Annotated in this window: 8 protein-coding genes; 2 read left to right on the top strand and 6 right to left on the bottom strand. The window is 72.7% G+C overall.

All coding sequences use genetic code 11. The features are described 5' to 3' along the window. Positions 1-358: 358 nt before the first annotated feature. The 3 genes from OG738_RS39230 to OG738_RS39220 all read right to left on the bottom strand — a co-directional run bounded on the left by OG738_RS39230 (position 359) and on the right by OG738_RS39220 (position 4,145). A complete protein-coding gene (locus tag OG738_RS39230; RefSeq protein ID WP_329048675.1) occupies positions 359-1,798 on the bottom strand; it encodes a non-reducing end alpha-L-arabinofuranosidase family hydrolase in 1,440 nt (479 codons plus the stop codon). A 124-nt stretch (positions 1,799-1,922) separates the two neighbouring features. Next, positions 1,923-3,293 carry an endo-1,4-beta-xylanase gene (locus tag OG738_RS39225; protein ID WP_329048673.1) on the bottom strand — a complete coding sequence of 457 codons (1,371 nt, stop codon included), beginning with the start codon at positions 3,291-3,293 and terminating at the stop codon, positions 1,923-1,925. Positions 3,294-3,473: 180 nt separating this feature from the next. Then, positions 3,474-4,145 carry a cytochrome P450 gene (locus OG738_RS39220; protein ID WP_329048672.1) on the bottom strand — a complete coding sequence of 224 codons (672 nt, stop codon included), beginning with the start codon at positions 4,143-4,145 and terminating at the stop codon, positions 3,474-3,476. 28 nt (positions 4,146-4,173) lie between these two features. On the opposite strand from OG738_RS39220, the gene OG738_RS39215 reads away from it, so the two are divergent. Both OG738_RS39215 and OG738_RS39210 read left to right on the top strand, forming a co-directional pair. Then, complete coding sequence (locus OG738_RS39215) at positions 4,174-4,611, top strand: TetR-like C-terminal domain-containing protein (RefSeq protein WP_329048670.1); 438 nt, start codon at positions 4,174-4,176, stop codon at positions 4,609-4,611. Between the two features lie 117 nt (positions 4,612-4,728). Beyond that, positions 4,729-6,870, top strand: coding sequence for a DUF6351 family protein (locus tag OG738_RS39210; protein ID WP_329048669.1), 2,142 nt, complete (start codon positions 4,729-4,731; stop codon positions 6,868-6,870). A gap of 28 nt (positions 6,871-6,898) precedes the next feature. On the opposite strand, the gene OG738_RS39205 is transcribed toward OG738_RS39210, so the two are convergent. The 3 genes from OG738_RS39205 to OG738_RS39195 all read right to left on the bottom strand — a co-directional run bounded on the left by OG738_RS39205 (position 6,899) and on the right by OG738_RS39195 (position 13,031). Next, positions 6,899-9,835, bottom strand: coding sequence for an AAA family ATPase (locus OG738_RS39205; RefSeq protein ID WP_329048667.1), 2,937 nt, complete (start codon positions 9,833-9,835; stop codon positions 6,899-6,901). 111 nt (positions 9,836-9,946) lie between these two features. Beyond that, positions 9,947-10,150, bottom strand: a complete 204-nt coding sequence (locus OG738_RS39200) for a hypothetical protein (RefSeq protein ID WP_329048666.1) — start codon at positions 10,148-10,150, stop codon at positions 9,947-9,949. Between the two features lie 34 nt (positions 10,151-10,184). Further along, positions 10,185-13,031 (bottom strand): type 2 lanthipeptide synthetase LanM family protein, encoded by a 2,847-nt coding sequence (locus OG738_RS39195; RefSeq protein WP_329048664.1) that lies wholly within the window; start codon positions 13,029-13,031, stop codon positions 10,185-10,187. Positions 13,032-13,370 lie beyond the last annotated feature (339 nt).

Genomic DNA, 13,370 nt, shown 5'->3' with positions numbered 1-13,370 from the left:
AACGGCCGTCCCGGCGCACGAAGGTGCCGGGCACAGCACTGTTCTCGCCCCGGAACATCGCCGGACCGAAAAGGCTGGGAGCGCTCCCAATGGCTCTGGACTGTAGCCGGGGAAGACGGATCGGGAAAGGGGTTCTCGCGGTCTCGCCTGAATTCGCCCGTGGTTGCCCGGTCTGCTCGGCCGCCCCGGTGATCGGGCTGCTTCGAGGCGCGTTCGCCGAGGCGGCCTGGGTCGGCGAGGCGACGTGCAGCACGTAGTCGCACCCTTCGACCGCAGGGCCCGGGCTGAGCGTCGATCGGCGCCGCTGAAGGACCCCAGCCGGTGGCCGGCTGGGGTCCTTCGCGGAGAAGGGTGTCGGTTAGCGCTGCAGGGTCAGGACGCCCGGTCGCCACGGCAGCTGGTCGTAGGGGCCGCCGGCGGAGGGGGATTTGCCTTGGTAGAGCAGTTGCAGGTTGCAGGGGTCGACGGTCATGGTCTGGTCCGGGTTGGTGCGGACCAGGTCACCGTGGCTGATGTCGTTGGTCCAGCCGGCGCCGCTGTTGGCCTTGCCCGCGAAGGGGTTGCTTTCGCTGGCGGCCTGCGGGGTCCACGAGCCGCTCAGGCTGCTCGCGGTGAACGAACGGAAGTAGCGGCCGTTCGCGCCGATCGCCTCGACGATCATGAGGTACTGGCTCTGGCCCTGGACCTTGTAGACCTGGACCGCTTCGAACAGGTTGTTGGTGGAGTCGCTCATGACGGTGGTGTAGGACGAGCCGAAGCTGCTCGGGAAGTTCCCGATGGGCATGCTCGCCCGGTAGATCTTGCCGTTGTCACCGGCGAAGAACAGGTACATGGTCGAGCCGTCGGCGATCAGGGTCTGGTCGATCGGGCCGGTGCCGGAGCCGGAGATGCTGCCGGTGAACAGCGGCTGCGGCGAGGACCAGCCGTTGGGGTTGGTGGGGTCGCTCGACGTGCGGTAGCTGAAGGGTGAGGCGCCCCATTGGTAGGCCAGTACCCAGATGTTCTTCGGTGCGAAGTAGAACAGCGTGGGCGCCACCGCGGCCTGGTTCATGCCGGTCTGGCCGGCCGAGGCCATGTCGGACCAGTTCGTGAACGGGGTGAAGGCCATGGAGCCGTAGGAGGATCCTGAGACGTTCGACGCGTAGACGAGGTGCTTGCCGTTGTAGACGACATTGGTGAAGTCCTTGAGCGAGACCCACCCGTTCTTCGGCGTCGCCAAAACGCCCGTCGAGGACCAGCGGTAGGTCGCGGGCAGCGTGCAGCTGCTGCCTCCCCCGGTCGTGGTGGTGGGAGGTGTGGTGGACAGGCCGGTCCATTTCTGGTTGCTGCCGCCGGTGCAGGTCCAGAGCTCGACCGCGGTGCCGTTGGCGGTGCCGGCGCCGGTGACGTCCAGGCAGAGCCCGGACTGCACGCCGACCACCGTGCCGTCGGCGTTGACCCGCCATTGCTGGTTGGCTCCGCCGTGGCAGGTCCAGATCTGCAGCCGGGTGCCGGCGGTGGTGGCGCCGGCGGGTACGTCCAGGCACTTGCCGCCGTAGACCCTCAATTCGCCGCTGTCCGTGGACGTCCACTGCTGGTTCGCGCCGCCCGAGCAGTCGTAGACCTGCACGGACGAACCGTCGTTCTGGCTGGCGTTCGACACATCCAGACATCGGCCGGATCCGACACCGCGCAGCGCACCGGTGACGTCGGCCTGGGCCGCTTCGGTCCCCAACACCACCGTCACCGCGATCGTCATCGCGGCGATGAGCAGCGCGATCAGCGACAGGCGGCGGTGGCGGGTACTTCCTCTGTTCATGACGACCTCTCCGGATCGGTGTCCTCGTCGTCGAGGAGCACTGTTAGCGCTAACATTTGGCGTGATCGCACGGGTGGCTCATTCGTCGGCGCAGCCGCCGCGGACGAGCCACCCGTGCGCCCCTTCAGGAAGTGCTGCAGCGGACGGTGGGCCAGTTCCAGTTCCCGTTGTGCTGGATGGTGACGCCCCAGTTGTTGCCGTTTCCGTTGGGCGTCGCGAGGAGGACCTGGCTGCTGGGCCAGGTCGCGTTGATGTTCCAGGTGGCGCTGATCCGCGCGGGACTCGGCACGGTCATGGTGACCGTCCACGAACTGGCCCCGCTGACCGAGACGGTGAGGTTGTACCGGTCGCTCCAGGACTGCCCGGCCGACAGTGCCGCGGTGCAGCTCCCACCGCCCGGCGTGGTCGGGGTCGTCGGTGTCGTCGGGGTTGTCGTCGGGTTAGTCGGCGTGGTCGTGGGTGTCCCGCTGCCGGAGTTGAGGACGTTCAGCACCGAGTTGTAGGCGGCCTTCTTGTTTCCGTTGCCGTCGAACAGCAGCGGGCTCTCGCTGGACCGCCACGAGTCGCTGTCCCGCACGCCCCACACGGTGATCCCGACGCAGCGCGCGACGTTCATGCACGCCTGCGTCAGCGCCGCGTACTGTGACGTGGACGCGTTCGTGACGTCGACCTCGGTGAGCGCGACGTCGACGCCGAGCGCGGCGAAGCCGGAGATCGTGGTCTGGAGGCTGCTCGGGACCGAGCTGCCGCCGGTGAAGTGGCCTTGCAGGCCGACGCAGTCGATCGGCACGCCGCGGGACTTGAAGTCCCGCACCATGTTGTAGACGCCCTGGGTCTTGGCGTAGTTCCAGTTGTCGATGTTGTAGTCGTTGTAGCAGAGCTTCGTCGAGGGGTCGGCCGCGCGGGCGGTCTTGAACGCGACCTCGATCCAGTCGTTGCCGGTGCTCTGCAGGTTCGACGAGCGGCGGCTGCCGTCCTCGTTGAAGGCTTCGTTGACCACGTCCCAGTAGGCGAGCTTGCCTTGGTAGTGGGCCATCACCTTCTGGATGTGGTTGATCATCGCGCTGCGCAGCGCGCTGCCGCCCATGCTCTGCATCCAGCCCGGCTGCTGGGAGTGCCAGGCCAGGGTGTGGCCGCGGACCTGGGCGCCGTGGCTGATCGCCCAGTTGTAGACCTGGTCGCCGGCGGAGAAGGAGAACTGGTTCTGGCTGGGTTCGGTCGCGTCGGGCTTCATCTCGTTTTCGGGCGTGACCATGGTGAACTCGCGTGCGGCGATGGTGGTGTAGGCGGAGTCGCCGAGTCTGCCCGCGGCGATCGCGGTGCCGAAGTACCGGCCGGACTGCGCGGCCGCGGCCCCCAGGGTACTGGCCGCGGCGTCGGCGCCCGGCGCGGTCACCAGGACCGCGGCCGTCGCGGCGACGGTGGCCGCCGCGGCCAGTGCCCGGGTGCCGGGCGATCGCCACCCTCTGCGCGGGGCCGGCGAACTTCGTGCCATGGGGTCTCCTTTACCAGGCGTGCGCCCAGGAGCTGCCCACCGCAGGGTCGCCGATGACCTGGACGAGTCGACGTAGTCACTTACCGCAAGCAGAAGAACACGGTGCATCGCCGGCCCGCAAAGACTTTCGATCGAGTTTCGGCCGGGCACCGGACCGCCGGCGACTTCAGGCCTCGCCGGTCACCAGGTCACCGGCAGGGACGCGACGCCGTGGATGGGGGAGACGGTCCGGAATTCGAGCTGCTCGAACGGCACGGCCAGGCGCAGGGCCGGGAAGCGGCGCAGCAAAGCCGGCAGCGCCGCTTTCAGCTCGATCCGGGCCAGCTGCTGCCCGAGGCACTGGGCGCCGAACCCGAAAGCGAGGTGGGGAACCGGTTTGCGGCGCACGTCGAGGCCGGCGTCCGGTCCGACGAGGGCGGGGTCGTGGTTCGCGGCCAGTACCGACAGCGACAGCCAGGAACCCTCCGCGATCCGGTGGCCGGCGATCTCCAGGCCCGTCGTCGCGCGCCGGTCGAGGTAGGTGACGATGGACAGGGAGCGCAGCAGCTCTTCGATCGCCGGAGTCGCCACGTCCTCGTCGTCGCGGACGGCGGCCAGCTGGTCCGGGTGCCGCAGCAGCGTCAGCGTGCCGAGCGCGATCATGTTCGACGTCGTTTCGTGGCCGGCGATGAGCAGCAGGTTGCCGAAGCCGATCAGCTCCTCGTCGGTGATCTCGTCGTCGTGCCGGCGGATCACGTCGCCGAGGAGGCCCGTGCCGGGATCGGCGCGCAACCCGGCGACGAGTTCGGCCATGTAGGCGTGCATCGCGGCGTAGTTGGCGAACTGGTCCTCCGCGGGGCCCGTCGCCGTCACTCACCAGCGCCTGGCCGAAGAGGCCGGCGTGGGCCGGGCCACCGTCTACCGGCATTGGCCGCGGTCCGACCAGCTGCTGCTCGACGTCATGGCCGGCGCCGACCTGCCGTTGTTCAAGGACCCCGAGGCGCCGGTCCGGCGATGGCTGCACCGGCAGCTCCGGCAGCTGGCCGACGAGCTGATGGCCCCGGCCGTGGCCGGCCTGTCGCTGACGTTGATGCAGTCGGCGATCTGGGACCCGGAGATCGCCCGCCGGCGCGACGAGTCCAACAAGGCGATCGGCGAACGGCTCGAAGCCGCGATCCGGTTCGCGGTCGCCGGCGGCGAGCTGACGATCGAGGTGGATCCGGCGAACCTGACCGCGATGCTGGTCGGCCCGATCGTCTACCGCACGGCGATGCAGCGTGAGGCCGCCTCCGACGACATGATCGCCCGGCTCGTCGACGGTGTCGGAACCTGGCGCTGATCACCGGCCGCCTCGAGGACGGGCTCACGGACGTTGTTCCGGCCGGGCCGCAGGTGCTATACCAGGCAGCTGGCCGGTGTCGCGAGGACGCGATGCCACGACCGAGCGGAGTAGCTGGTGGCGACCCGTACTTTGCGCTCATCCCTCGTGGTGGCGGCCCTGACCGCGCCCGTCCTCCTGATGGGGACCGCGACCGCGGTGGCCACGCCGCCCGGGCGGCAGCTGACGATCGAGACGGTGTCGAACCCGCGGCCCGCGCTCGTCAGCGGGGGACAAGTCCTGGTCAAGGTCGTCCCACCGGAGCGAACGCAAGCCGGGCGGGTCCGCGTCAGCGCCGACGGCCACGACGTCACCTCGAGCTTCCACGTCCAGCCGGACGGCAGCCTGCTCGGCCTGGTGACCGGCCTGCGCACCGGCGCCAACGACCTGAGCGCCAGGGCGAACGGGCGCGGCGCGACCCTGCGCGTCACCAACCACCCGATCACCGGGCCCGTCTTCTCCGGCGCGCAGCAGCACCCGTTCTACTGCGAGACCCAGGCGTTCGGCCTGCCCCCGGCGTCGCAGCCGTTCTGCAGCGCGCCGACCCAGGTGAGCTACCAGTACAAGACCACCGCCGGGACGTTCGCGCCGCTGACGGACCCGGCGACCCGGCCCGCGGACCTCGCGACGGCCGCGGTCGGCGGGCACGCGGTGCCGTACGTGGTCCGCGTCGAACGCGGCACGATCGACCGCGCCGTCTACGAGATGGCGGCGCTCTACGACGGCGCGCCGTCGCCCGTCGCGCCCGGCCACAGCTGGAACGGGAAGCTGGTCTACACCTTCGGCGGCGGCTGCAACGCGGGCTACCACCAGGGCGCCTCGACCGGCGGGGTGGTCAGCGACCTGTTCCTGGCCCAGGGCTACGCGGTTGCGTCGTCGAGCCTGAACGTGCTCGACAACAACTGCAGCCCGATCATCTCTGCCGAAGCGGCGATGATGGTCAAGGAGCACTTCATCGAGACCTACGGCCCGGTCGCCCACACCATCGGCTGGGGTGGCTCGGGCGGCGCGATCCAGCAGTACGACATCGCCGAGAACTACCCCGGCATCGTCGACGGCATCATCCCCGGCGTCTCGTTCCCGGACCCGCTGAGCGTGGGCGGCCCGGTGTCGGACTGCCGCCTGCTGGACCGGTACTTCGCCGGGCCGGGCGCGTCGTTCACCGCGGCGCAGAAACAGGCCGTCGCGGGCTTCCCCAGCTACGACACCTGCGTCTCCTGGGACCAGACCTTCGCCAGCCGCGCCACCGCCACCGGCAGCTGCAACGCGGCCATCCCGGTTTCGGCGCGGTGGGATCCGGTCACCAACCCGCGCGGGGTGAAGTGCAATTCCAATGAGCAGCTGGTCAACCAGGTCGGGCGGGACCCGAGGACCGGGTTCGTCCGCAGCACGCTGGACACCACCGGCGTGCAGTACGGCCTGGCCGCGCTGAAGGCCGGGACGATCACCGCGGCGCAGTTCGCTGACCTCAACGCCACCATCGGCGGCCTCGACCACACCGGAACACCCGTGGCACAGCGGACGGAGGCCGATCCGAAGGCGCTCGACGCGGTGTACGCTGACGACATCGTGAACTCCGCGTCGCAAGGCTTGCGGGAAACGCCGATCATCGACCAGCGGACCGATCTCGACCTCGCCGGGTTCGGCAACGACATCCACACCACCGAATGGTCTTACGTGATGCGGCAACGGCTTCTGCGCGCCAACGGCACCGCGGGCAACCAGGTCATCGTCGAGAACCACGCCACCGCGGCCGAAGCGGCCGCCGCCAGTGGCTACGAGCTCGACGCGATGGACCGCTGGCTGACCGCGATCGACGCCGACGGGTCACACCGGAGTCTCCAGCAGAAGGTGCTGGCGAACCGGCCGGCCGATCTCGGCGACGGGTGCTACCTGTCCGCGGCGTCGCGGATCACCGAGAAGCTGACGTACCCGGCGAGCGGCCGGTGCGGCACGCAGTACCCGGTGGCGGCCGACACCCGGATGGTCGCGGGGGAGAAGCTGTCCCTCGATGTGCTGAAGTGCCGGCTCCGGCCGCTGGACTTCCGCGACTACCCGGTCACCTTCACCGCGGCGGACCGCAAGCGGCTGCGCGCGGCGTTCCCCGGCGGGGTGTGCGACTACAGCCGTCCGGGCGTCGGGCAGCGCGCCCCGATCGGGACCTGGCTGAGCTACGGCGACGAACGGACCGGGACCACCCCGCCGACGAAGCCTGAATAACGGCTGCTGCGGGGGCCGGTTCCCGGAGTCACACCTCCGAGGCCGACGAGCGCTCGGCCGCGAACCGGGCCAGTTCGGCGCGGTCGCGGACCGCGGTCTTCATCAGCAGGGCCGCCACGTGCTTCTCCACCGTGCGCGGGGAGATGTGCAGGCGCGCCGCCAAAGCCTTGTTGCTGAGGCGAAACGCGAGCAGCTCGAACACCTCGTACTCGCGCAGGGTCACGCCGATCGCGCGCAGGCTTTCGGGCACCCGCTCGGTTCCCGTTCTGCGTTGCTGCACCGAGGCGCCGGCTCGGCGCAGCAGGGCGCGGCAGGCGCTGGCCACCGGGATCACGTCCGCGCCGTGGAAGTGGCTTTCGGCTTCACGGAGCCATTCCGCCGGCTCGCCCCAGCCGTGGTCGACGGCGGGCTCCGCCGTCAAGCGCAGGCCCAGCGGGCGGGCGACGCCGAACGGGGTGGCCGCCTGGTCCGCGCGGCGCATCGCCGCGGCGGCGGCGTCGGGCGCGCTGTCGCGGCCGTGCAGCACCGCCTCGGCCAGCAGGACGAACTGGCGGTTCCAGCGCATCCCGGCGGCCGCTCCGGCGGCGACGCGCCGGTGGTCGTCCCAGGTCGCGTCGCCGGCGATGGCGTCGAGCAGGAGCTTCAGGCCGTGGGTGCCCGCCAGGTGGAACGTGCTCTGCTGACGGGTCTGGTCGGCGGCGAGCTTGGCCAGCTCGGCGCGCGCGGTCTCGCGGTCCTCCTCCAGCAGCGAGCAGAAGACCTGGGCCAGGCCGCGTGCGAGCGGTGCCTCGGGTCCGGTGTCGCCGCCGTCGCGCCGGAAGTCGCCGAGCGCGTTCTCCATCGCCCGGCGGTCGCCGCGGTGGCCGGCCAGCACCGCCTGCGCCATCTGGACGTACCGGCTGACCGCGAGCAGCTTGATCCGCGACGCCTCCGCGTAGCACGCGCCGAGCCGTCGCTCGGCTTCGGCGAACCGGCCGCACAGCACGGAATGCAGGCCCAGCACGGCTTCCGCGTTGTACGCCAGGCTGATCCCGCCGGTGCGCAACGCCTCGGCGCGCGCGGTCTCCAGCCCGGACGGGTCCGCCGCCGTCAACCAGGCGTTGCCGCCGAGGCCGACCAGTGCGTAGTTGCGCCAGTTCGTCAGCCGGTGCTCCGCGGCGCTGTCGAGCATGCGCCGGAAGCATTCGTCGGACTCGGCCATGTCCCGCTCGCGCACCACGAACCCGACCGCGTAGAGCGCCTGGCACGCCGTCGACGGGGAGCCGATCCGCTCGGCACCGGCGACCGCGCGGCGGCCCAGCTCTTCGCTGCGGCGCACCCGGTCGGGGGCCGGACCGGAGATCGACAGGTACGCGTCCACGGCGTCCACCGCCACGGACTCCTCGTCCAGCCCGGACTCGGGCAGCAGCGCCCGGGCCGCGGCGACCTGCTCGAAGCCCTCCGCCCAGCGCCCGGCGACCTGCGCCGCCCACGCCAGGCGGACGTGGACGCGGATCTGGCGCGCGGAATCCCGGCCGTCGGCGGGCCGCAGCGAGCGCGCGACCTTCACCGCCCGGTCGAACTGCCCCGCCTCCGCCAGCGCGAACAGCAGCAGCTCCAACAGGTCCCGGTACCGGCCGGACTGTCCGCCGCCGCGATCGACGTCGTCGCCGAGCAGGTCGACGGCGTGCTCCAGCACGGCGATCGCCGATCCCGGCGCCCCCTCGGCCAGCGCGCGCTGGGCGGCCTCGCGGTACAGGTCGGCCGCGGCCCAGCGGTCTCCGGCCCCCAGCCGCAGCGACGCGGCCAGGCTGCACAGCTCGCCCGGCAGATCCGGGTGCAGCTCCACCACCGCGTCGGCCGCCTTCGCCGACAGCGCCACGCGTTCGGGCGGGTTGAGCAGGGTCAGCAGTGCTTCGGCGGTGAGCGGGTGGCGGAAGGCGTACCAGTCTTCGCCGCGCTCGTCGGCGGTGAGCAGCTGGGCGGCCACGGCGGACTGCAGGTGGCCGAACAGGCTGTGGTCGTCCAGCTCGCTCACCCGCTGCACCACCGACAGCGGGAACCGGCGGCCGAGCACCGCGGCGATGGCGAGCAGCTGCTTGCCGCGTTCGCCGAGGCGGTCGGCGCGGCGGGTGATGATCGTGACGAGCGTCGAGGGCACGGCGCTGCGGCCGTGCCCGGTGAACCGCCAGCCCGCCGCGCCGTTCACCAGCTCGCCCGCCGCCACCATGCTGTGCAGCAGTTCCTCGACGACCAGCGGGTTGCCGGCGCTGTCGGCGAACAGGCGCTCGGCCACGTCGGCGGACACCTGGCCGGGCTCCGCGCCGAGCGAAGACGCCACCACGTCCCGCACCTCGGTGCGGCCGAGACTGTCCAGCGGCATGAGGAAGCCCTCGCCGCGCCGGGCGGCGGCGTGGGCCGCCTCCAGCGCGGGCGAGGGTTCGGCGCGCAGCGTGGCCAGCACGACCACCGGCTGCGTGCGGACGTTGGCGGTCAGGTACTCCACCACGGCGAGGGTTTCCACGTCGGCGTCCTGGAGGTCGTCGACGACGAAGAGGCAGCCGCGGCCCGCGCCGGCCAGCCCGGCGAGCCGCAGCGTCGCCTCGGCGAGGACCACCAGCGAGGACTCGCCCGCGGTGTCGGTGCCGGCGGCCCAGTCCGGGATCAGCCTGCCCAGCACCGCCCGGTACGGCCCGAGCTGTTCGACCAGCTCGCGGCCGCCGGTGCGGGCCAGGGACAGCAGGGCCTCGGTCAGCGCCCGGAACGGCACGGCGGGCCCGGTGGTGCTGCCGCGTCCCCGCAGCACCACCAATCCCGCGTCCAGGGCGTGGCCCACCGCTTCGGCGGCGAGCCGGGTCTTGCCGATTCCGGGTTCCCCCGTGACGAAAACGGCCGATCCGGACGAGCGGCGAGCGTCGGCCAGCACCCGCTCGATCTCGTCGATTTCCGTTTCTCGGCCGACCAGAGCGGGGGCACGGGTGCGCATGCGGCCACCTTAGAGACCGGAGTCACGGATTCGGTGGTCTTCCGGTGGAGATTCCACTGTTCGGACGGCAAGATTTCGCATGTTGTCACGCTTTGTGCCGTTCCGGGCACGTCACGCGTGCGTGTGGTTGCTCACCACGGTGCTGATGTCCATCGTGACCACCGCGGCGCTCGCGACGCCGAGGGTCAGCCCGGCGAGAATGCCCGCGCGGACACCGATCTTGGGTTGGGCGGGCGTCTCGGCGCCGAGCGGGCTGTCGGCCTCGGCGTCGGCCGGGGTGGCGTCGAATTCGCCGGAGTTGGTGTCGTTACGCATCTTCACTCCCGTGATGAGGTGTGTTTCGCGGCAATTACCGGGATTGCCCCGACGGCTCCAGCAGGAGAACCGACGGAACTTGTTCGGGAAAACCGACCCGCAAGAGCCCGAAACCGATACCCCCGGTTCCGGTCAGCAGGCCCGGGCTCGCTACTCCGTGCGGAGTACCGCATTGGAGCCCGTGTCCTTCCACCGCGCCCACTAGGCGCGAAGCCGCCCTCCGCAACGCGGAGGCCGACGGTTCGTGGCCCTGCCCGGCCAGCACCACGAGCGCTTCCAGGGTGCCGAGCTCGCCGTGGCAGAGCGACTGGTCGGCCGACGGCGGCCGGGCGGCCACCGCGGCCGAGAACGCGTCCGCCGTCGGCGCGGTGACGCCGGGCCGCGGCCCGGCGGCCTCGGCGAGGACCCGGCCGGCCAGGCCCGAGCACCAGCCCAGGTCGTCGGTCACCGGGTCCGCCGCGGTCCGGCCGCCCCGGCCGAGGGCCCAGTCGACGCCCGCCGCGCCCCAGAGGAAGCCGGGTGCGGTGGGGCGCGGGGCCCCGGCGAGGCGCTGGGAGAGCGTGGCGGCCAGCGCGGCCGCTTCGGGCAGCCCGCTTTCCGCGTGCACGGCGTGCATCGCCGCGAGGGCGCCTGCGGTGCCTTCGCCGACGCCGGCGGGCGCGGCCGCGTCGGCGGCTGCGGTCGCGGAGATCGCGGCGGGCAGGCAGGCGGCGAGGGCACGGTCCCCGAGCAGGGATGCCAAGCGGGCCAAGGCATAGCAGATCCCGCCGAGCCCGAAGAAGCCGCCGGAGCCGACTTCACGCGCGAGCTCGGGGTGGTCAGCGAGGACCTCGACGAGCACCGGCAGCGTGCGCACGGCCTTCGCGGCCAGCTCGGAGTACCGGGCGGTGCCGGTCAGCCGGCCCAGCTGGGCCAGGAACAGCGCCGTCCCGCAGTAGCCCTCGGCGAGCCCGGCGCCCATCGGCAGCACCAGCCAGTGCCGTCCGTCGAGCAGTTCCAAGCCGACCCAGTTGGCCCGCACGTCGTCGTGGGCGGCGCGGGCGACGAGGTCGTCGCCGATCGCGGAGGCCAGCGCGAGCAGGTGCTGGCTGTCCGGCACGACGGCGGCGACCGCGCCGGGCAGCGGCGCACCCGCGGCGTGGCGGACCTCCGGGCGGCGGGTGGCGAGCGTGGCCTCCACGAACCACTCCTGCTCGCGCAGGTCCTCCGCGCACAGCTGCGCGATCTTCGCGCGGGCCTGGTCGAGGCCGCTCGCGGCCAGCAGGCCGGGCAGCACCGCGCCGGTGCCGGTGGTGACGTCGACCGAGCCCGCGTCGGCGGCGAAGACGGGGACGTCCCCGGCGCACAGCTCGGTGATCTCGTGGGGCACGAGCACGGGCAGGTGGGCCTTCCCGTGCTCGCCGGCGAGTGAGGCGAACGCCTCGGGCCGGGCGGCCCCCGTGGCCAGGTGCGCCGGGTGCGTCGAGTCGGTCAGCAGCGTCGCGTAGACCTGCGTCGGCCGCATCACCAGACGGATCTCCTCGCCCGCGAACGCCGCCAGCGCACCGCCGGGCGCGAGCAGCTCGGCGCGGCGGTCGACCAGGGACTCGTAGGCGGCGCGGAAGCCGCTCAGCAGGCTCTGCCGGTACAGCCCGGCGTCGACCTCGGTCCCGTCGAGCACCGGGCGGTTCGCGCCGCCGGCGTAGGGCAGCGGCCCGCGGACCAGGCGCATGTCGTCGGTCCCGGCGCCGCTCCAGTGCGGCACTTCTCCCGGGCTCGGCTCGCCGTTGCCGCCGCCGAACGCCGACACGTCGAGCGCACCGTGCTCGCCGAGCATCAGGGTCGGCAGCAGGGCGGTGCGGGCCACCGAGCGGTGCAGCGCGGTGGCGGCCGGGTCGGGGCCGTTGCGGGTCAGGGCGGCGAACGCGGGGTGGAACAGGGTTTCGACGTCCACCAGCATCGGCTGGTCGCCGGACGCGATGAGGTTCTCGCAGTGCATGTCCGTGGCGTCGAGCGCGTAGAGGAGGGCCAGCAGCGCGCCCTGGCGGCGGTAGAACAGCTCGACGCCGGCCTGGTCGGCGCACGGCCGCGCGGGCACGTACTCGACCCAGCCGTAGCCGTCGCGGGCCAGCACGCCCGGCGGCCGCGGCGCGAGCCCGGGCCGCGCCTGCGCGAACCAGCGCAGCAGGTCGCCCCAGCGGGCGAGCAGGCCGAGCGGGCGCGGCTTGTAGACGAGCCGGCGTCCGTCGGCGAAGCCGAGCACGGCCACCGCGCGGCCACCGGAGTGCACGTCGCCCGCGCCCGGCGTCAGCTCGCTCAGCTCTGCGGCGCTGCCGGCCAGCAGGCCGGTGCGCAGGGCGGCGCGGTCGGCGGCGAACCGCGTGAGCAGCTCCGTGACGGCGTCCGCGGTGCGCAGGCAGGTCTGGGCGAGCAGCCGGCCCAGCACGGGGTGGCGGGCCAGCACGCCGGCGAGGTGGCCGCGGCTGCCGAGCAGGCGCAGGAAGTCGACGAAGCGGTCCCGTCCGGTCGCGCCGCGCAGCAGGCCGGCCTTCTTCGCCGAGTGCAGTTCCAGCACGAAGGTGCGGGCCGCGAGCGCCGCGAGCTGCCCGCAGAGCCAGGTCTCGACGCCGGGCCACACGCGCTCCGCGGCGGGCACCCGCGCCACCACCAGCTCGCGGGCGGCGGCGGCGAAGGGCAGCACGGCGTGGCGGAAGACGCGGTCGCCGTCGGCGTCGACGGGGGCGGGCCAGTCGCCTTCGGCGGGCAGGGCGGCCAGCACCTCGTCCGCGAGCAGCGCCCAGGCGGGCCGGTCGCCGCCGGCCTCGCCGGGGAGGCGAGCGGCGGTCCACCAGGCCGGTGCCTCGGGGGAGGCCTGCTCGGGGCGCTCTACTGTCTGGCTCACGCCGAAGAGATTCGCACTCGGGGAGATGCGCGTACATGGGTACTCGCTACCCAGATTGGCAACCCCTGCCGCTCCGCGGCGGTAGGGGTGCCCCTGGAGCCGCTCCGGCTACGACGGTCCGTGCGCTGAGTTCGGCCAGGTCACGGCGGTGCAGGGCGCGGTCGTGGCCGGTGCCGCGACATGGCCGCCGGGCACGGTGCGGGGGTGTGGGTGCACGGGTGCGCGGCCGGCCGGGTACGTCCGAACGGGCGAGCGGGCCCCGCCACGGCGGTCTCGTGGGGAGGCTTCGCCGTCCGGCCCGGTACGCGTGAGCGGCGCCGCGGCCGGCCGGGCGAGCGG

The organism is Amycolatopsis sp. NBC_01488 (assembly GCF_036227105.1).
Lineage (GTDB): Bacteria > Actinomycetota > Actinomycetes > Mycobacteriales > Pseudonocardiaceae > Amycolatopsis.
The sequence above is the reverse complement of the archived record's forward strand: the minus strand, read 5'-3'. Positions and strand labels throughout refer to the sequence as shown.